This window comes from Aliiruegeria lutimaris, assembly GCF_900099935.1.
GTDB lineage: Bacteria > Pseudomonadota > Alphaproteobacteria > Rhodobacterales > Rhodobacteraceae > Tropicimonas > Tropicimonas lutimaris.
The window spans coordinates 1-19,828 of sequence record NZ_FNEK01000055.1 but is presented as its reverse complement, the minus strand read 5'-3'; the positions used below and the strand labels follow the sequence as shown (position 1 = coordinate 19,828).

18 protein-coding genes and 2 pseudogenes are annotated in these 19,828 nt (G+C 60.7%); 6 read left to right on the top strand and 14 right to left on the bottom strand.

The annotated features are described in order from the left end of the window. Positions 1 to 85: 85 nt before the first annotated feature. The 4 genes from BLR85_RS20225 to BLR85_RS20210 form a co-directional block, all read right to left on the bottom strand. Positions 86 to 982 (bottom strand): NAD-dependent epimerase/dehydratase family protein, encoded by an 897-nt coding sequence (locus BLR85_RS20225; protein ID WP_093161529.1) that lies wholly within the window; start codon positions 980 to 982, stop codon positions 86 to 88. A 69-nt stretch (positions 983 to 1,051) separates the two neighbouring features. After that, on the bottom strand, positions 1,052 to 2,554 hold the full coding sequence (locus BLR85_RS20220) for a sugar ABC transporter ATP-binding protein (RefSeq protein WP_093161486.1): 1,503 nt from the start codon (positions 2,552 to 2,554) through the stop codon (positions 1,052 to 1,054). Positions 2,555 to 2,620: 66 nt separating this feature from the next. Beyond that, on the bottom strand, positions 2,621 to 3,562 hold the full coding sequence (locus BLR85_RS20215) for a sugar-binding protein (RefSeq protein ID WP_093161483.1): 942 nt from the start codon (positions 3,560 to 3,562) through the stop codon (positions 2,621 to 2,623). 112 nt (positions 3,563 to 3,674) lie between these two features. After that, positions 3,675 to 4,679, bottom strand: coding sequence for an ABC transporter permease (locus BLR85_RS20210; RefSeq protein WP_093161477.1), 1,005 nt, complete (start codon positions 4,677 to 4,679; stop codon positions 3,675 to 3,677). A gap of 457 nt (positions 4,680 to 5,136) precedes the next feature. Here BLR85_RS20210 and BLR85_RS20205 point away from each other — a divergent pair, with 457 nt between their 5' ends. Further along, positions 5,137 to 5,784: an aspartate/glutamate racemase family protein gene (locus BLR85_RS20205; protein WP_244520805.1), complete on the top strand. Its 648-nt coding sequence runs from the start codon at positions 5,137 to 5,139 to the stop codon at positions 5,782 to 5,784. Positions 5,785 to 5,819: 35 nt separating this feature from the next. Beyond that, positions 5,820 to 6,875, top strand: a complete 1,056-nt coding sequence (locus BLR85_RS20200; protein WP_093161471.1) for an aldo/keto reductase — start codon at positions 5,820 to 5,822, stop codon at positions 6,873 to 6,875. Between the two features lie 202 nt (positions 6,876 to 7,077). On the opposite strand, the gene BLR85_RS20195 is transcribed toward BLR85_RS20200, so the two are convergent. After that, on the bottom strand, positions 7,078 to 7,950 hold the full coding sequence (locus tag BLR85_RS20195) for an NAD(P)-dependent oxidoreductase (protein ID WP_093161469.1): 873 nt from the start codon (positions 7,948 to 7,950) through the stop codon (positions 7,078 to 7,080). A gap of 460 nt (positions 7,951 to 8,410) precedes the next feature. On the opposite strand from BLR85_RS20195, the pseudogene BLR85_RS20190 reads away from it, so the two are divergent. After that, positions 8,411 to 9,010, top strand: a pseudogene (locus BLR85_RS20190) (IS5 family transposase); the annotation flags it as partial. 286 nt (positions 9,011 to 9,296) lie between these two features. Here the strand turns inward: BLR85_RS20190 and BLR85_RS20185 are convergent. The 5 genes from BLR85_RS20185 to BLR85_RS20165 all read right to left on the bottom strand — a co-directional run bounded on the left by BLR85_RS20185 (position 9,297) and on the right by BLR85_RS20165 (position 13,925). Further along, complete coding sequence (locus BLR85_RS20185; protein WP_093161466.1) at positions 9,297 to 10,343, bottom strand: L-idonate 5-dehydrogenase; 1,047 nt, start codon at positions 10,341 to 10,343, stop codon at positions 9,297 to 9,299. A gap of 9 nt (positions 10,344 to 10,352) precedes the next feature. Then, on the bottom strand, positions 10,353 to 11,630 hold the full coding sequence (locus tag BLR85_RS20180) for a TRAP transporter large permease (RefSeq protein ID WP_093161463.1): 1,278 nt from the start codon (positions 11,628 to 11,630) through the stop codon (positions 10,353 to 10,355). 4 nt (positions 11,631 to 11,634) lie between these two features. Beyond that, entirely contained in the window at positions 11,635 to 12,138 is a 504-nt protein-coding gene (locus BLR85_RS20175; RefSeq protein ID WP_170844662.1) for a TRAP transporter small permease, read from the bottom strand. 78 nt (positions 12,139 to 12,216) lie between these two features. Further along, the gene (locus BLR85_RS20170) at positions 12,217 to 13,137 is read right to left on the bottom strand and encodes a TRAP transporter substrate-binding protein (protein WP_425284495.1); all 921 of its coding nucleotides are present in this window, start codon (positions 13,135 to 13,137) and stop codon (positions 12,217 to 12,219) included. A gap of 53 nt (positions 13,138 to 13,190) precedes the next feature. Next, entirely contained in the window at positions 13,191 to 13,925 is a 735-nt protein-coding gene (locus tag BLR85_RS20165; protein WP_093161457.1) for a GntR family transcriptional regulator, read from the bottom strand. A gap of 117 nt (positions 13,926 to 14,042) precedes the next feature. Here BLR85_RS20165 and uxuA point away from each other — a divergent pair, with 117 nt between their 5' ends. Together uxuA and BLR85_RS20155 are read left to right on the top strand one after the other, a co-directional pair. Further along, positions 14,043 to 15,254: a mannonate dehydratase gene (gene uxuA / locus BLR85_RS20160; RefSeq protein WP_093161454.1), complete on the top strand. Its 1,212-nt coding sequence runs from the start codon at positions 14,043 to 14,045 to the stop codon at positions 15,252 to 15,254. Continuing rightward, on the top strand, positions 15,254 to 16,729 hold the full coding sequence (locus tag BLR85_RS20155; RefSeq protein WP_093161449.1) for a mannitol dehydrogenase family protein: 1,476 nt from the start codon (positions 15,254 to 15,256) through the stop codon (positions 16,727 to 16,729). Before uxuA ends, BLR85_RS20155 begins: the two co-directional genes overlap by 1 nt. Before the next feature lie 7 nt (positions 16,730 to 16,736). On the opposite strand, the gene BLR85_RS20150 is transcribed toward BLR85_RS20155, so the two are convergent. Together BLR85_RS20150 and BLR85_RS20145 are read right to left on the bottom strand one after the other, a co-directional pair. Then, entirely contained in the window at positions 16,737 to 17,615 is an 879-nt protein-coding gene (locus BLR85_RS20150) for an RNA polymerase factor sigma-32 (RefSeq protein ID WP_093161446.1), read from the bottom strand. A gap of 126 nt (positions 17,616 to 17,741) precedes the next feature. Beyond that, complete coding sequence (locus tag BLR85_RS20145; protein WP_093161525.1) at positions 17,742 to 18,206, bottom strand: fasciclin domain-containing protein; 465 nt, start codon at positions 18,204 to 18,206, stop codon at positions 17,742 to 17,744. A gap of 192 nt (positions 18,207 to 18,398) precedes the next feature. Here BLR85_RS20145 and BLR85_RS20140 point away from each other — a divergent pair, with 192 nt between their 5' ends. Further along, a complete protein-coding gene (locus BLR85_RS20140) occupies positions 18,399 to 18,989 on the top strand; it encodes a helix-turn-helix domain-containing protein (protein WP_093161443.1) in 591 nt (196 codons plus the stop codon). Positions 18,990 to 19,004: 15 nt separating this feature from the next. Here BLR85_RS20140 and BLR85_RS20135 read toward each other — a convergent pair whose 3' ends face one another. Further along, positions 19,005 to 19,304: a DUF4389 domain-containing protein gene (locus BLR85_RS20135; protein ID WP_093161440.1), complete on the bottom strand. Its 300-nt coding sequence runs from the start codon at positions 19,302 to 19,304 to the stop codon at positions 19,005 to 19,007. Between the two features lie 280 nt (positions 19,305 to 19,584). Then, positions 19,585 to 19,828 (bottom strand): annotated as a pseudogene (locus BLR85_RS20130) (IS1634 family transposase); the annotation flags it as partial.

Below are 19,828 nucleotides of genomic sequence, written 5' to 3'. Positions count from 1 at the left end.
CAAAAATTTCCAAACGCTAAGGCGACGTCTCTACCGATTGGAGGGCGCAATCAACGCCCTCCACTTTGGGTAACACAGAGATCAATCAGTCGGTTTTTACGTATTTGCGCCAGGAATGTTCCTCCCTGAAGCCGAGAACTTCGCGGGCCTTGCGGTTGGACAGAAGCCCCTCGTATTTGCCAAGTTCGCGAATGACTGGGGTGCCGGCATAGAAGCGGTCGATCAGTTCCTGAGTTGGCAGATCGGACGATGTCTCGTCATTCGCGGCGTTGAATATCTCGAAGCCGAGACCATCTTTCTCGATCGCCAGTTTTGTGATCTGGCCCAGATCGCGCGCGTCGATGTAGCTCCAGGTGATGCGCTTGCGGAAGCCCGGATCGGCGAACCACTTGGGAAACAGGTCGTATTCATGCGGCTCTATCACGTTACCAATGCGCAGGGCGTAGATATCGGTGCCGGTGCGCAAGGCAAACGCCTTTGCGGTCTTCTCGTTACAGATTTTCGAGAGCGCGTAGCTGTCCATCGGATCGACAGGATAATCCTCTTCCAGCGGGAAATGCACCGGATTGCGCGGTTCGTTGGAAAACACCAACCCGTAAGTGGTTTCGGAAGACGCGATGATGACCTTGGGAATGCCGAGCTTGGTAGCCGCTTCAATCACATTGTAGGTTCCCATCGTATTGATGCGGAAAACCTCGTTGTCGGGCGTCAGCATGATACGCGGAATCGCGGCGAAATGCACGACGGCGTCCACCGGTTGCGGCCGCAGCGAGGGGTCGAACTCGTGCAGACCCATGTAGCTCGACAGGGCGTTGAAAACCTGCCCGCTATCGGTGATGTCGGTTATCAGGGTGCGGACCTTGGGGTTGTCGAGCGGCTTTGTATCCAGATTGAGCACCTGGTAGCCGGCATCGACAAGATATTGGACCACATGCTTGCCGGCCTTGCCGCTGCCGCCCGTGAACATGATACGTTTAGTCATCTCGATCTCCATATTTGAGACTCAAATTTCCGCCGCGGTGACACCGCGGGCTTGTTTCGGACAACCGGATCAACCGGTTGCCGCGTGCATGACGGCTTCCTGCGTCGCCTCGCTTCGAGTGAGTTCGCCGGTGACCTTGCCTTCCCTGAGCACGATGACCCGATCGCTGATTGCGAGAATTTCGGGCAGGTCCGACGAGACGACGATGATCGACAGGCCTTCGGCGGCGAGGTCGTTGAGCAAGGTGTGAACCTCTGCTTTCGCGCCGATATCGATACCCCGCGTCGGCTCATCGACGATCAGGATTCGGGGCCGGCGCGCCACCCACTTGGCAATCACAACCTTCTGCTGGTTGCCACCAGACAGGTTTAACACTTTTTCCTCTGTTCCAGGCGTCTTGATGGCCAGCGACTTGATATAGTCGACGCAGCGCGCCTTTTCCTCACGCCGCCGGACAAAGTCGAAGCTGCAATAGTCACTTAGATGCGTCAGGCTGAAGTTCTCGCGCACGTTCATACCCAGAACCAGACCCTGGCCTTGACGGTCCTCGGTAACAAACCCGATGCCGAGATCGATCGCCGTCGAGGGGTCGTGAATCTCGACCTTCTTTCCCTCGATCGTGATCTCTCCGGAGTAGGGGCGGCTACCGAAGATCATCTCCATGACCTCGGTGCGCCCTGCCCCAACCAGTCCGAAGAATCCGAGAACCTCGCCTTTGCGCAGATCAAAGCTCACGTCGGAAACGCGCGCTCCCTGCGTGGTCGGACGCTTCAGGCTGAGGTCGCGCACTGACAGCAGCACCTCGTCGCTGGCATGCGACAGGTGCTCGCCGAACAGTTCCGATAGCTCTCTGTCGACCATCTTGAGAACCAGCCGGTCACGGGTCATGTTCTCTATCAACTGGGTGTCGACGGTAGCACCATCGCGCAGCACTGTAATCCTATCGGAAATCTCGAAAATCTCGTCGAGCCGGTGCGAAATGTAGACGACGCCAATCCCTTGTCCCGACAACCTTTTGACCATTCGCATCAGCGTCTGTGTCTCGTGGTGGCTGAGCGAGGCCGTGGGCTCATCCATGATCAACAACTTGGATTCATAGGAAATCGCGCGGGCGATTTCGACCATCTGCTTCTGGCCGATACTCAGCCGCCCGACCATCGCACCCGGATCGATATCCATTTCCAGCTCTTCCAGCACAGCGCGCGCGTCGGCCTTCATCTTGCGTGTGTCGAGCAGGCCGGTCGGGCCGCGTGGTTCCCGGGCCAGGAATATGTTCTCGGCGACGGTCAGGTTGTTCACCACCGCCAGTTCCTGGTAAATGATGCTGATGCCAAGCGACCGGGCATGCACCGGATCGTGTATCGTGACTTCCTCGCCCTCAACCAGGATCGAGCCGCCGGGATCGGCGCGATAGACCCCGGTCATGATCTTCATCAGGGTGCTTTTTCCGGCGCCGTTCTCGCCAGCAAGCGCATGCACCTCGCCCCTGTTCAGTTTCAAATCGACATGATCCAAAGCCTTCACACCCGGGAAGGTCTTGGAGATGTTGTGCATTTCAAGGAACAAGGACATGCCGGTGCTCTGTATCTGGATAAGTTCGGCGGGCCCCCGAAGGGGCCCACCTACGCTTCGGGAGGATTACTTGGTGTAGCTGTCGAGGTTATCCTTGCTGACCACCGTCACACCGGTGTCGAAATCCTGAGGATCGGTCTCTTCACCCTGGATCTGCGCCACGAGATGCTCCACAGCCAGCCTGCCCATAGTTACGGGGCGCTGAACCATGATACCGTCGATGTAGCCTTCGTTGACGCCCTTGATGGTGTCAGGAAGGTCGTCAAACGCGAACACCTTGAGGGCGTCGGCACGGTCGTTGAATTCCCTCTGCGCCAGTACCTTGGCGACGGCAGGGCCACCGACCTGGCTGACACCAAAGATGCCGGACAGGTCCGGATTTGCGCGCAGCAGTGCCTCGGTAACCGAAACGGCGCGAGCGAGATCGTCTTCGGTGCCCTCGATGGCTACGAGCTCGATATCGGGGTATTCGGCAAGTGCCTTCTTCACGCCATCAATCCGCTCGTTGAGGTTCGAGGCCCCAAGCTGACCGGTGACGATTGCGACTTTGCCCTTGCCGCCGAGGGCTTCGCCCATCGACTTGCCCATCGTCACGCCGGCTTCGGCGTTGATGGTTCCGATATACATCGAGCGGTTCGAATTGGCGCTGTCGCTGTCAAAGGTCAGTACTGCAATACCGGCTTCGACAGCCTGGTTGATAATGCCCTCGACCGATTTCGGCTCATTCACCGAGATGGCGATACCATCGACCTGACGCGCCATCAGGTCCTCGATGATCTTCACCTGCGTAGAGCCTTGGGTGTTCTGAGGTACTACCCATTGATAATTGACGCCGAGCGCGTCCGCGGCTTCTTGAGCACCGGTGTTGCAGTCGTCAAAGAACGGCACGGCAACTTTGGGAACAACGGCAACGGTGATGTCACCCGCGTCCTTGGCGATCGCCGAGGTGGCCGCCAGCGCCGTAAGTGCGAGCAATGCGGCACGTGTAGATTTGAAAAAGAGTCCCATTGTTTTTCCTCCTCTGTGGGCCGTATTCGGGCCCGAATTCGTCTTTTTTCGATGATCCAGATCTGGACCGGGTTCTGTCCGTCCGGAGCAGAACCGATGAATGTTCCTCCCCTTAGTTTCCTCCTCCGCTCAGTCGGTTCCGCAGCACGTCCAGGCTGACCGCGATCAGGATCACGCCGCCGGTAATGGCCTGCTGCGCATATGTATTGATGTTGAGAAGCACCACGCCGTTGGCGATCACGCCCACAAGGGCCGCGCCGATCACTGCACCGGTGACCGAGCCGACACCGCCGGCAAGGCTGGCACCACCGATTGCAGCAGCGGCAATCACGTCGAGTTCCGAGCCGAAGCCCGAGGCTGGCTCAGCCGACAAGTAGCGCGAAAATCCGATTATCCCTGCGATGGATGCGATCGTGGAAGACAGCACGTAGACCGTCAGTTTGACCCGATTGACCTTAACGCCGCTTAGCCTCGCCGCGTGCTCATTGCCGCCTGTGGCATAAACATGCCGCCCAAATCGGGTCCGAAGCATGATGACCGCAAAGACGATCATCAGCACGAGCATGATGACCACCGGCACCGGAACCGGGCCAATATAGCCTTGTCCCAGGACAGAAAAGATCTCGGGCGTTTCCGGCGTGACCGGCACACCGTGAGTGATCATGTACATAAGGCCACGCCCGATGCTGAGCGTGCCCAACGTGGCGATGAAAGGTGGCAGCCCGATGGCGGTGATGAGAAGCCCATTGGTCAGACCGAAGACCAAACCCGTCGCCAACCCTGCACTGATCGCCGCTCCAGTGGGAAAACCGGCCTCAAAGGCCAAGGCCGTCACCAGTGACGCAAGCCCCATCGCAGAACCGACCGAAAGATCGATCCCACCTGTAATGATCACCATGACCATGCCGATGCTCATGATCGCGGTTAAGGAAAACGCGCGAAACACCCCCATCAGGTTGTTGGTTGTCAAAAAGTATGGTGTCGCGAGGCTGATCAGGAACCCGACCAGCAACAAGGCTAGCAGCACGTTGAACTCGCGCACGTGCCGTAACTCGGCAACATGAACGAGTATCCCGCCCCGCCGCTCAACAACCTCCATCGTGTCGGTTTTGCTCATGAGTAGCCATCCTCCCAGGAACCGGCCCCGAAGGACTGGATTCCACCTCTGGCAAATGCAATCACGCGTCTCTCCGGGCAAAAGAAGACCAGTCCCCACAGAGGCGGGTTGCACACCACAAATTTCATATAAGAGCGCTACCACCTCCCAATGGCAGCGCTGTCATTCAGACATTTGCATCGATTCTTGTCAAACAAAAAATTCAACTATCTTGATGTGTAAAAAATGCGTCCTGCAGCCGCTGGAAGAACAACATGATAGGCAATTTGGCACTTCCCAGTTAAGCACTTGAACATTCTGTTGAACATGAGCCCCTCGATCCCTCATAGTGGCAGCGCTGCTTTTTCGACGAAAGAGTCGATAGAGTTTGCCAAGGTGGAGACCACACCAATCATTCCAGATTCTTAGAGGAACTCAGATGACATCGGGCTCGCCAGCAAGGAACAACACACTGTGCATGCTTCACACCGTCCCTGGCCTGATTCCTGTTATCGAGCCGCTTCGTGCACGCGAACTGCCGGACTGGACCCACTTCAACATCGTTGACGAAAGCCTGCTGAAGAACGCTATCCGTGATGGGGCTCTGTCACATACGACCATGCGGCGCGTGTTCGGCCATGTCGCCTCCGCAGTCGAGGCGGGCGCGGGCGCCGTTCTGGTCACCTGCTCGTCTCTGGGCGCGGCGACAGAGGCGCTCCGCCCCTTTTTCGGCGAAACATTGATACGGATCGACGAGGGCATGGCGATAAAGGCCGTCACCGAACATCGCCGTATCGGTGTTCTTGCGACCCTTCCCACCACACTTGCACCAACCACCGCCTTGATCCGATCCACCGCCGAAGCACGAGGCGCCACGGACCGGAAGATCAGCAGCAGCCTCTGCGAGGGCGCCTTTGCGAAACTCACAGAAGGCGACACAGCCAGCCATGATCGGATGGTGGCGGATGCGATTGCCGAGCTTGCCGCCAATGTCGATGTGGTTCTGCTTGCCCAGGCTTCGATGGCGCGCGCCTGGGAACACTATGGCGATGCGGCTATCCGCGTCCCCGTCCTCACCAGCCCTGAACTCGGAATGATCCACCTTGGCCGCGTCCTGAAGTCCTGACGTTGCCTGCCAGCAAGTTTTCGGAGGAATAAACTATGAAATACAGAACACTCGGACGCACGGGCCTAAAGGTCTCGGTGATCACCATGGGTACTTTTTCCTTCGGTGGGCGCGGCGATTTCGCGATGGTCGGAAACCAGGGCGTGGACGAAGCACGGCGGCTTGTCGATTTGTGCATCGACAACGGGGTCAATCTCTTCGACACCGCCAACATGTACTCGCTCGGTCGCGCCGAAGAGATCCTGGGCGAAGTGTTGGACGGTCGCCGTGACCAGGTTTTGGTCACGTCGAAAGCCCGGATGAGAATCGGCGAGGGCCCTAATGACGAGGGTTACTCCCGCTATCACCTCATCCGCGAATGCGAGCGCAGCCTGAAGCGTCTTCGTACCGACCATATCGACATATACTACATGCATGAGTGGGACGGAAAAACGCCGGTAGACGAAATGCTGGCCGCGCTCGATACGCTCGTGACCCAAGGCAAGGTGCGCTATATCGGCTGCTCGAATTTCTCCGGGTGGCACGTCATGAAATCGCTGGCGGTCAGCGAGCGCGACCGCCGTCCGCGTTTCGCGACCCAGCAGATCCACTACACACTTGAAGCCCGAGAAGCGGAGTATGAACTGCTGCCAATTTCGGTCGATCAGGGGCTGGGCGTGTTGGTCTGGAGTCCGTTGGCAGCCGGGCTGCTCACCGGAAAGCATCGGCGCGGCCAGGAAACACCGAAGGACACCCGGCAATTCGCAGGCTGGACCGAACCGCCGATCCGCGACGTCGAGCGCCTGTGGGACATCGTGGAGGTGTTGGTCGCAGTCGGGGAGCGTCATAACGTTTCGGCGGCGCAGGTCGCGCTGGCCTGGCTGCTGGAACGGCCAGCCATCAGCTCGCTGGTGGTAGGCGGACGCAACGAGGCTCAGTTCCGCGACAATTTTGCGGCCGTGGATCTCGAACTGACCAACCAAGACCGTGCCGAATTGCACGCCGTCAGCAAACTGCCATTCATCTACCCCTACTGGCACCAGCGCAACTTCGCCAAGGACAGCTTTTGCGCAGCGGACCTCGCGTTGCACGCCGATTATGCCGAAGAGTGACGTGCCCGCGCAAAAGCGTCGACGCAACGAATTCTGAAAACACCAACGCCCCCGGCCTGTCCTTGCCGGGGGCGTTGCCGTTTTTTTTGCGATCTGGCGCGCCGGATATTACGTCGGACGGCGCGGACGGCCTTGAGACCGCCCTGCCGCCCCGAGACTGAACCCGTAGGGCAACCGTCTTGTCTTGCACTGCAGCTTTCGGTCAGCCCACCGGATCGCGAAACTTGGAAATCGCGTTCCAGTCCTTGTCGCCATAGCCCTGCTCCATTGCCGTGGCAAAGCGCGCCGCGAGAATGTCGCCGAAGGGGAGCGAGGTGCCAGCGTGCTGCGCAAGATCACGAGCCAGCCCGATATCCTTGCCGCCAAGCGCGAGCCGGAAACCCGGTGGGTCGAAGGCTTCATCGAGAATGATCCGCCCGTAGTTCTGGTGGATAACGGAGGCAAAGATCGAATCGCTCATCATCTCGTGGAACAGTCGCGGGTCGGTTCCCGACCGGCTCAATACGTCGAAAGCCTCGCTCATAGCCTCGATGGCCGAGGCAATGACGAAATTCCCTGCGATCTTGACGTGTACAGCGGCTTCGGGCGCGTCACCAAATTCCTTCACCAATTGAGAGACATCGGCCAGCACTTCCTTTGCCACAGCGCGTCCCGCTTCAGGCCCGGACAGGGCAACCCAAAGCTTGCCGTCCTCGGCCGCAACCGGGCGTCCGAAGACCGGCGCCGAGACGAAATACGTCGCCCCGGAAGCCGCGGCCATTTCGGTGACCACTTCCGGTGAGACCGTCGACATGGAAATATGTGTTCCTCCCTCGGGCAACCCCGCGGCAATGCCGTCCGGGCCGGTCGTCACGTCGCGCACCGCCTGGTCATTGGCCACCGAGGTGATGACACGTCCCACCGAGGCAGCTTCGGCCGGTGTTTTCGCCCGGCGCGCGCCCTGGATGTCGTCGAAGGCATCAAGATCCTCTGGAACAAGGTTCCACAGCGTCACCTCCCAACCCTGCGACAGAAGCCGCCTTGCGATCGCGCCGCCCATAGCGCCGACACCAACGATCCCGACTTTTCTGTTCATGAAGACATCCTCTCCTCTGACTTCCGTTGCCGGATGAACCTAATCGTGCCACCAGTCTGGATGATCTGCTGTTCGCGAACGACACATCGCTTCATAGGGAGCTACTCGGAATGTAGCGAATTGATTGCGCCCACCTCGGCACTTTGTAGCCCCCCGGCGACAGGTCACGCGGACATCCAAGAGCAAAGCGATTGCGAAAGAATCTCCGCGCAATACTGTCGCGTGACTGCGCCGCACAAATCCAATGGCGACAATACATATTTGCTTATTCGCGATCCGCCACGCAATCGAATTCCAGCCCTGCGGCAATTAAGCCTTTGGCTCCAGACTTCGGTAAGGAGGCCGGTATATCTCAGTAGACCGTTCCGGCGATCTTCTGCAGCGCTTCGGGTCAGCACCGGCTCTGATGACAAAAGGGATTCACGTCGCCCGCTGATCGTGATTCAAGCTGGTATCTGCGATGGAGGCCAGCTTGTCACGAGACCTGGTGTCGGGCGAGGAGTGGGCCTTCCTTGAACCGTTCATCCTGACAGTCCGTGTCCCCAACGGGCGCAAACCCACCAACCACCGCCTTGTTCTTGATGGCTTTTTTCTGGATTGCCCGCACGGGGGCGCCGTGGCGGGACTTGCCGCAAGAGTCCGGCAAGCGGTCGAGTGTCTATCGGCAGTTCCGACGCTGGACGCTCGCCGGTCTCTGGGAGCAGATCCTGGAGGGGCTGCACGAGAGCCGGATCGTTCCCGACGCCATGCAAATGGTCGGCAACACTGTTGTTGGTGCCAATCATCCACTGCCCGGCAGTTGATTGCGCAGCAATCGACCGGTGGGGGCAGCGGGCGCTAAAGGGGGACACCACGGCAGGGTTTTGGCCGTTCCTGGGACGGCCTCACAACCAAGATCCATCTCCGGGTGAATGCCGCAGGGCTACCCATGCGAAGTGCCATTACGTCCGGCCAGACATCGAGCTATCTCGGCTTTGATCTTGTCATGGACGATGACCTTCCGGAGCCTATCGTGCTGCTGGCCGCCAAGGGCTACGATGCCGACAGAATTCGCGATGACGAGGTCGTCGGTTCGCCCCCGAACGGCGCCACCAATAAGATCGGGATGACGTGCGATATCGCCGGCCCGAGCAGTGGTGTGCCCTGCTCAAACTGCGCCCTGTGGGATATCGCGATACGATCCGGCGCCCTTGGCGGCTTCTGACAGCACCCGAACACGAAAGCCCCCGCCGGGTGGTCGGGGGCTTTCTGTGCATGGGCGTGCAAATGCGGCGAACAATGCCGAGTCGCGCGCTATCTGATAATGCCGCCTCGGTCAGGGCTTCGCCCCGAACGGGGAGCCCCGTTCACGCGCCGGCGAAGCCGAGCTGAACCTTGACGGCTGCCGTTCTGTCGCTGGCCAGTTCGATGGCCTGCTTTGCATCCTCAAGCGGGAAGGTGTGGGTGATCATCGGACGCAGGTCGATGGCGCGGCTGTTGATCAGCGCGACCGCTTCCGCGAATTCCGGGTGGAAACGGTGCGTGCCGCGGATCTCGATTTCCTTGCTGACGATAAAGTTGATCGGCAGCGGCAAGTCGCCACTTACACCGACCTGAACAAGAATTCCGCAGGGGTGCAGCGCGTCGATGGCCGAACGGATGGCCGGTTCGGCGGCGGTGCATTCGAAACAGACGTCGAAATGCCCCTTCTCTGCCGAAAATTCCTTCATCCGGTCGCCATTGGTGGCGACATTGATCGTCTCGGTCGCGCCCATCTGTGCGGCGACGGCGAGGGGGACGTCCTGAAGGTCGGTCACCACGATTTCCGAGGCACCGGCCTCGGCCGCGAGCGCCGCGCAGAGCACTCCAATCGGCCCGGATCCCGCGACCAGAACCGATTTCCCCTTGAGGTCCCCGGCCTTGCTGCGCGCATGGACACAAACCGAGAGCGGTTCGGAACAGGCCGCCTCACCGATGGTGATGCCGTCACCGACCTTGTGGCACTGCGCGGCAGAGACCGCGATGCGGTCGCGGAACAGGCCCTGTTCATGCGGCATGCGCAGCGCAGACCCCTTGAAGCGCATTTCCAGGCAGTGGTTGAACATGCCCTGCTGACAGTATTTGCAAGTCCCGCATGGATGCGAGGGGTTCATTGCGACGCGATCCCCCACTGCGAGACCTTCCACGCCCTCGCCGAGTTCGATCACGGTGCCCGCGGCCTCGTGACCGAGGATAATCGGCTCGCGGACCCGGATCACGCCGATTCCGCCCTGGGAGTAGTAGTGCTGGTCCGACCCGCAGATTCCCCCTGCCCCGACGGCGACAAGGACTTCGCCGGTGGCAGGGCCCTCGACGGGGATTTCCTCGATGCGGAGGTCTTCCTGGCCGTGAAGACGGCAAACTCTGGTTTTCATCGGCAACTCCTACGGCATGAGCAGGTTTGGAAGCCAGGTAGCGAGCGGCGAGTAGAAGGAGACCGCGAGCAGCACGAGGATGTTCGTCACAAGGAAGGGGAAGATCGCGCGGACGACCGGTGTCAGCTGCAGCTTGGCGATGCCGGCGCAGACGAAGAGGCAGACACCGACGGGCGGCGTGGTCAGGCCGATCATCAGGTTGAGCACCGCGAAGGTGGCGAAATGCAGCGGCTCGATGCCGACGGCCTCCGCCAGCGAAAGAAGCGGCACGAAGAGGATGATCAGCGCCGCGATCGTCTCCATGAACATGCCGACGAAGAGCAGCAGCAGGTTGATGATCAGGATCACCAGGATCCGGCTGTCGGTCATCGAGAGCACAGCGTTGGCGATGGCCTGCGGGATCTGTTCAGACACGAGGATCCAGCCGAAGACATTGGCGAAGCCCACGAGCGCCAGAATGGCCGCCGAAGAAATGCCGCTCTCGACCAGCACATGCGGCAGCTCCCGCACCGGCAGTTCGCGATAGACGAAGGCACCTACGATGAAGGCATAGAGGGAGGCGACAACGGCGGTCTCGGTCGGCGTGGCCACCCCCGACAGCAGGCCGTAGATGATCAGGCCGGTCATGGCGAGCGCCCAGAAGGCATGGGCGAAGGAACCTACCACCTCGCCGACGCCCTGCCATTCCTGGCGCGGGAAGTTCTTGCGCACCGAAATGATGTAGCAGGTCACCATCATGGCGAGCCCCATCAGGATTCCCGGCACGGCACCGGCCATGAACATCTTGCCGACGGAAATGCCCGAGAGTGCGCCGACGATGATCATCGGCACGGATGGCGGAATGATCGGTCCGACGGTGGAGGAGGCCGCGGTGACGGCGGCGGAAAAATCGGCTGGGTAGCCGGCTTTCTTCATGCCGGGGATCATCACGCCGCCGATGGAGGCCGCATCGGCCACGGCGGTTCCGGTGATGCCGCCAAAGAGCATGGAAGCGGCGATGTTGGTCAGACCCAGCCCGCCGCGGATCCAGCCGACAAGGGCGTTGGCGAAGCGGATAATCCGGTTGGTGATGCCGCCGCGGTTCATAAGGTTACCGGCGAGGATGAAGCCGGGGATGGAGAGCAGCACAAAGACATCCATGCCGGCATAGATCTTCTGTGGCATGACCACGAGCGGAATGCCGGACATCAGGAGATAGACGGCCGAAGAGAGGCCGAGCGTCACGGCGACGGGAACGCCAATGACCAGCCCGGTGATGAAGACGGCGAAGAGAACCCAGACTTCCATGGTCTCAACCCTCCTTTTGCTTGAGAGGAATGCCGTCATCGCCGGCAAAGAGCATCTGGACGACGCGCAGGAACGCGAAGACGCAGAGCAGGACCAGCAGCAGCGTCACTGTGAAATGGACCATGTCCATCCTCAACCCGAGCGCGGGCGAGGTTTGCATCTTGCCGATGGAGGTGAACTTCCAGGAATAGGGGATGAGGATCAGCGCCAGCGTCCCGGTCAGAGCCGCAGAGAGGAGCCGCAGGACCCAGGGAAACGGCGCGGGAAGGTTTTCGCAGATCACGTCCACGTTGACGAGGTCGCCAGAGCGCAGCGACAGCCCGACCCCGAACGCGGCGAGATAGAGAAGGGCGAAGCGGGTCAGCTCCTCGGTCCAGACCGGCGAGGAACCGATTGTCCGGCCGACGACCTGGATGAGAACGACGACGATCAGCGTGGCGAAGGAGACACCGACGCCGATCATGCAGATCGCGGCCAAGAGCTTCGTGAGCCGGTCCAGAAATGCCATGGTTTCGTTTGTCCTGAGAGGTAGGGGGAGCACCGGCGCCCAAGGGCGCCGGCACTTTGCTTGATGGGAATGAGGGGATTATTCCGCGAAGAGAGATTCGACGATCGGCTTGATCTCGTCATTGACGTTGGCAAGCACGGCGTCCTTGGCCTTGGCGGCGTAGGCGGCACCGTCGACCTCGACGAAGGTCATGCCCTTCTCTTCGAGATAGGCGCGGTCGTCATCAAGGCTCTTGAGGAAGAGCTCGCGCTCGTAAGCCTGCGCGGTGGCGGCGGCTTGCATGACCGCGGCCTGATCTTCTTCGGACAGCTTGGCCCAGGTCGACTCGGCCAGCACGAGGTAGATCCAGGAGCGCACGTGATCGGTCATGTTCACGTATTTCTGGACTTCGTTGAAGTTGGCCGAACGGATGAGGGCGAGCGGGTTCTCCTGCGCGCCGATGGTGCCGTTTTGCAGCGAAGTGAAGACCTCGGAGAAGGCCATGGGCGTCGGCTGGGCGCCGAGGGCGGACCAGACATCCACGAAGAGCGGCACGTTCGGCACACGCATTTTCAGACCGTTCAGGTCATCGGGATGCGCGAAGGGCTCGTTGGAGGTCAGGTCGCGCGGGCCACGGGCGAAATAGGCGATGGGGCGAACCTGAACCTTTTCAATGATCTGCGCCTTGATCTGGTCGCCGATCTCGCCGGAAGCGACTTCGTCCATGTGCTCAAGCGACTTGTAGGCGTAGGGCACGGCGAGAAGCGCGGCCATCGGCGCCCAGTTCTGCAGGCTCTCACCCGAGATCGTCATGTCGACGGTGCCGAGTTGCATGCCGTTGATCAGGTCGATTTCCTTGCCGAGCGACTCGTTGGGGAAGACCTGGACCTCGATACGGCCATCGGTCAGAGCGGAAAGCTCTTCACCGAATTTCACGGCGGCCAGGTGCCAGGGGTTTTCCTCGTTGGCAAGGTGGCCAAGCTTGAGCGTCATGTCCGCGGCCATCGCCGTTCCGGACATCAAGGTGGCTACAATACCTGCGGTAAGCAGGCTGCCGAGGGTGCGTTTGGTGATCATGGATTCCTCCTCTGGATTGAACGCGTTTCGTGTGTGCCTTCCGTCAGTGGGGTAAACACTTCGGGATTGGCACGCATGATAGAGGGCAGGTCATCGAGAACCGCCCGGAGATGGCGACGTGTTGCGTCTTCGGCGCCACGTGCGTCGCCCTGCTCGACACTGTCGATTATCATTTCGTGCTGAGCGATAAGCTGGTCGTACTGGTAGAGATCGAAGCTGAGAAAGCGCACGCGATCCATCTGGGCCTTCAGCCCCTGAATGATATCCCAGACACTTTCCTTGCCGGCACCTACGGCCAGCGTCCTGTGGAACAGTTCGTCCGCCAGGATAAAGTCCTTCGCAGAGGTCTCGGCCGCCTTGCGTTGTTCGATCACCTGGCGGCGCAGCTCCGCGACAACGTCGCTGTCGCTCTTTTCGGCCAGCATGCGAACGATATCGGCCTCGACGGCCTCGCGGACGAAACGGGCATCCAGCACCTCGTCCGGATCGATCCTGCGAACGACCGTTCCGCGCTGCGGCCGGATCTCGACCAACCCTTCCTCGGCAAGCTTGATGAAAGCCTCCCGCACGGGCTGTCGGCTTATTCCGAACTTCTTGGCGATTTCTGCTTCCGAGATTCGCGCGCCGGGCGGCAGGTCGTTCTGCACGATCTGCTGGCGCAGGGTTTCACGCAACTGGGGGCCAATGGGGCGAGACGGATCGTAGGTCACAGCCACCCTCCCTTCGTGCATAGCGACTCCTCCCGCCGGATAAATCCCATACTACCATACTTGTCAACATTTTTCATAAAGGCTATTGTCTCGCGCAAGCGACAGACTCGCGGCCCCTCACCAATTCGGAGATGAACGATGAGACAGACATGGCGTTGGTTCGGCCCCAAAGACCTCGTGTCGATCGACGACACCCGGCAAGCGGGCGTCGAAGGGATCGTTTCGGCGCTGCATCACGTTCCGACCGGAGCGGTGTGGAGCCCCGAAGAGATCGCGCTTCGCAAGCAGCAGATCGCCACGATGTCGGATGGCACACCATCGACCCTGACCTGGGATGTCGTGGAGAGCCTGCCGGTTTCGGAAGACATCAAGAAGCAGCGCGGGAACTGGCGCAGCCATCTGGAGAGCTATCGCGAGAGTATGCGCAACCTCGCGGATGCCGGGATCGAGACGATCTGCTACAACTTCATGCCCGTTCTGGACTGGACACGGACGGATCTCGCCTGGCGGCTGCCGAGCGGCGCGACCTGCATGCGGTTCGATCTCGCCGATTTCGTCGCTTTCGACCTGCACATCCTGCAACGTGCGGGCGCGGAAGAGGAATATCCGGAAGAACTGCGCGCCACGGCGGCCGAGCGTTTCGCCCGGATGGACGACGCGGCGAAGGACAGGCTTGCCCGCAACGTGGTCTTCGGCCTGCCGGGGGCGGCGGAGAATTTCACCCTCGATGACGTCAAGACGCACCTGGCCGAATATGGCGCGATCGACGCGGACCGTCTGCGCCAGCACATGGCGGCCTTCCTCGAAGAGGTCGCCCCGCTGGCCCAGGAACTCGGACTGCGGCTCTGCTGCCACCCAGACGATCCGCCGACCCCGCTTCTGGGCCTGCCGAGGATCATGTCGACCGAGGCCAATTACACATGGCTCATCAATGCGGTGGACTTGCCGGCCAACGGCATCACGCTGTGCTCGGGCTCGCTCGGCGCGCGCCCCGACAACGATCTTCCGGGCATGATGGAACGACTCGGCGACCGTGTGCATTTCCTGCATCTGCGCAACGTGAAGCGCGAAACGAACGAAATTCGCGGCGACTTCCACGAGGCAGAGCATCTCGGCGGAGACACCGACATGGTCGCGCTGATCAAGGCGGCCCTGGCCGAGGAAGCCCGCCGGAAAGCGGCCGGACGAAAAGATTTCAACATTCCCTTCCGCCCGGATCATGGCCAGGACATCCTCGATGACCTGAAACGGCAGGCGCAGCCGGGTTACCCCTCGATCGGGCGGCTCAAGGGGCTGGCCGAACTGCGCGGCGTCATCGCCGCCGTCTCTCATGGAACAAAGGCCGCCTGATGGATCGCCTGAACGCTTCGCGCACCCTGTCGGACAAGGTCAAGGCCCCCGGCTACACGCCCGCCGAGCACGGAACAGGGATCGTGCATCTCGGACTGGGTGCCTTTCTTCGCGCCCATCTGGCCGCCTATACCGACGCCGCGCTCGCGGCCTCGGGTGGGGATTGGAGAATTGTCGGCGTGAGCCTGCGCTCCACCGCGCCAGTCGAGGAACTGGAACCGCAGGACGGGCTGTATACACTGATCGAACGCGGCCCGGCAGGCACGAACGCTCGTGTGATCGGAGCGCTCTCCGGTGCGCTGTCCGGCGCCAACCAGCGCGCCGAGATCCTTGAGGCAATGGCCGATCCCGCCACGCGGATCGTCAGCCTCACGGTGACGGAAAAGGGCTACGGCATCGACCGTGCTACCGGCGGAGCAGACCCGTCTTTCCCGGCTGTCGCCGAAGATCTCGCGAACCCGATCGCCCCCGGTGGCGTGCTCGGACTGATCGTTCGCGCGCTGGAGCTGCGGCGCGCCGCGGGCATTGCCCCCTTCACGGTTCTTTGCTGTGACAACCTTCCGGAAAACGGCGCCTTTCTGCAGGCGGGCGTCGTGGATTTCGCCAAACGTCGGGACCCGGATCTCGCGGACTGGATCGCTCAATCCGTGGCATTCCCCTCGACGATGGTCGACCGGATCACCCCTGCCCGCACCGACCGCACCCTCGCGGACGCGACCGCGCTCACCGGGTTTGCCGACGCCGCCGCCATCGAGACCGAGCCCTTCACGCAATGGGTGATCGAGGATCGTTTCCCCTCGGGGCGCCCGGATTGGGACGTGGCCGGCGCGATCTTCGTGGAGGATGTTGCACCCTACGAGCATATGAAGCTGCGTATGCTCAACGGCACCCACTCCATGCTCGCTTATGCGGGGTTCCTTTCAGGGCACCGCTACGTGCGCGACACGATGGCCGACCCGGCCATGCGCCGCCTGATCAAGCGTCATCTCGCGGCGGCCGCAGCAACGCTGACACCGTTGCCGGGGATCGACTTCTCGACCTATGCGGAAGAGCTTTGCGCGCGTTTCACGAACCTGGAAATTGCGCACGAGACATATCAGATCGCCATGGATGGCACGCAGAAACTGCCGCAGCGCATCTTGCGTCCGGCGCTGGATGCCCACGCGGAAGGCCAATCGCTGCGGCCCTTCGCTTTCGCAACGGCGGCCTGGATGCGATACTGCCTGGGGCGCAAGGATGACGGCACAACCTATGCGCTCCGGGACCCCATGGAAGGGGAAATCTCGTCTCGGCTCGAAGGCCTCACCGATGATGTCGGTATTGTCGAGGCGCTATGCGAGCTGCCGGGCCTGTTTCCTGATGCGCTTCTAGCGATCCCAGGCTGGAAAGCAGCGGTCACGGAGATCCTGGCCGGCTTTCTCCAGAATGGCGACGTTGCCGCCATTCGGAGCGAGGCTGAAACAGCAGAAGCCTGAAGTTGCGTTACGCGATCAGCGCTCGTGCTTCGGGCGCTTTCCGCTCAAGAACTTGCCCCAACCTGTCCAAGGCGCCATTCTCGATCTGGCGAATGCGCTCCTTCGACAGGCCAAGCTCCTCGCCCAGCGACGCCAGCGTGCGCGGGGGCGAGGACAATTTGCGCTCCCGCACGATGAAACGCTCCCGCTCGGTCAGGTCGTTCATCGCCGCCAGCAGCCACTGCCGCAAACGCTCGGTATCGTGGCGCTGCTCCACATGTTCGGAGTGTTGCGCCGAAGGATCTTCGAGAACGTCGAGCCACTCGCGCCCCTCCTCGTCCGAACCCTGCGGACGGTTGAGCGACAGGTCCTGCCCCGCCAGACGGCCATGCATCATCTCGACATCCTGCACGGACACACCGATTTCAGCCGCGATCCGTTCGCGGAGCTGATGTCCGTCCAGCCGCTCGCCGCTCTCGGCCTGAGCAAGCTCGAGTTGCCGCTGCACGCGCCGAAGGTTGAAGAACAGCGCCTTTTGCGAGGTGGTGGATCCAGTCCGCACCAGCGACCAGTCCCGCATCACGTAGTCCTGAATCGACGCCTTGATCCACCAGACCGCATACGTGGAAAATCGCACGCCGCGTTCCGGATCGAACTTGTCCGCCGCCTTAAGCAGCCCCAGGTTCGCTTCCTGGATCAGGTCGTTGCGCGAGCCGCCATAACGGCTGAACTTGCTGGCCATGGAAATCGCCAGCCGCATGTGCGCCGATACGAGCCGGTGAAGGGCCTTTTCATCCCGCCGGTCCCGCCATGCTATAGCCAGTTCATGTTCGGTCTCGCGGTCGAGATATTCCGAGCGCATGGCGACCTTGGTGAGTGTGTCAGGCGTAGTGTCCTTCCCCGGCATGGTGCCTCCTGTAATCTCTGGTGCTGGAAGTTCGCGCGCGAGCGCCGCTGGTTGTGACGGGCGAAGACAACATTGACCTTCGCCCGATCTCGTCTGGAGAATGCCTTTCGGCACGACCCGCTGGCCTCAGCCCTCGGGCAGGATCACCTTGTCGACGACATGAATGACGCCGTTCGACGCCATGATATCGGCCTGATCCACGGTCGCGTCGTTGACCATCACACCTTTACGGCCATCGATAATCAGCTTGGCACCGTTGACCGTCCTGGCGGACACGGTCTGCCCTACCAACTCGTCAGAGGTCACCTCGTCCGCGACGACATGGTAGGTCAGGACTGCAACGAGCTGATCGCGGTTTTCCGGCTTCAGCAGCATCTCGACCGTGCCATCGGGCAGAGCCGCGAAGGCTGCATCGGTGGGTGCAAATACGGTAAACGGACCGTGCCCCTTCAGCGTATCGACCAAGCCTGCCGCCTGAAGGGCCGCAGCGAGCGTATTGAAGGAGCCTGCCCCTACAGCGGTATCAACGATATCGCTTTGTCCGGCATGACCGGCGCCTGCAGCAAGGGTGACGCCGAGTGCGAGCGACATACCACGAAGGCCCTGAACAAAGTTTTTCATACGTTTACTCTCCTATTCTGATTGATCGTCTTCTTGGCAACTGGATATTTATTCTGTTGCAAAATTTTTTCCTGCAATGAAAATAGGGAATGTAAGGCAATCTTTCTCCCCAGAGGAAAATTGTCGTCAGTAAATTTCACGACGAGAAAAACGAGAGGCCCGATGCTGTCCGAAACCCTGTCCAACGAACTGGAAACCTATCGAATCGGAGAGAAGTTGCGCAGCCTGAGATCTGAAAAGGGACTGGGGCTCGCTCAATTGGGCGAGCATACTGGCCTGTCCGCAGGCATGCTGTCCAAGATCGAGCGCGGGCAGATATTTCCGACATTGCCGACCTTGCTGCGCGTTTCTCTCGTGTTTGGGGTCGGGCTGGAGCACTTCTTTACCGCGCCGGAGACTCCCATTCTTGAAGTCACCCGCCGCAAGGACCGCCTGCGCCTGCCTGACGATCCGAATGCCGCGCCCACCTACCTGTTCGAGAGCCTCGACTACCCGGTTTCCGAACGTCCCATGGAGGCTTTCCTGTCAGAGTTCCTGCCACGTCGCAAAGCGTCCCGCCCGCATCGGCATCCGGGAATGGAGTTGATCCACGTGATATCGGGCGTGCTGGAACTGAGCATTCACGGAAAGCAAGTAAAGCTGGAAGAAGGCGATGCGCTCACCTTCGACGCCGATCACGACCATGCCTATCGTTGCACGAGCGAGAAATCCTGCCAGGCGCTCGTGGTCACGACCCCTGCCCGGCCCGGGTAGCCCTCGGCGCGGGGCTCAGTCCAACTCGGTCCAGGGCCAGGGTTTCACCTCGCTCGCGGCGACCTGGTAGCGGGCCGCCTTGGCGATCCAGATGCCGAGATCGGTGCCAAAATCGGCCAGCCGCGGGTTGGGTTCGTGCTTGTTGAGCAGCATGATCACAATTTGCACCAGAGTGGCGACGGCAAGAATGGTGTTGGCAATTCCGATCATGAAATAGATCAGCAGCATGTATACCAGCCGCAGAAAGAGCGAGTCCTTGCCGCCCGGTTCCGGCTGGGGGCCATGAATCCGACCATCGATATTCTCGTTCCGCATGAGGTGCTCCGCTGGCTGCCGACGCGGCTAGATTACCCGCCTCTTCGCCATGTTCAACGACCCAGCGTCACCGAATGCGCAGACTCGGCAGATTTGTCCGCACATCTTTCGGGGGCGCCGGACAGCAATGGGTGGGAAATGCGCAGCTTTGACAAATGGCTTGGACGGATCCCGTTGGTCCTGTCTCCGGGGGTGCGGGCTTCTCAAGTTCGACAGTAAAGCTGATAAGCAATTGATATCGTTTACGTGAGCTGGCGGGAATTGCCACAACAGGCGTCTTTCAGGCGGGTTTTGGGATGTTGAGTGCTTCGAAAAGATTGAGCTGTTCGGGCTGGCTCCTTGAGGTTCCGGTGAAGGTTTTGGTTCCGATGTGCGTGGTGTGCCGCTGGATCCTCGCAAGCAGGTCTAGGGCGGTTCGGGGACTGGCGGATTGCCCTTTGGCTTTCAGGCGCATGCGCATGACGCGGTAGAGGATGAGTGCCAGGAAGCAGATCATCGCGTGGGCGCGAATGCGGTCCGGCAGG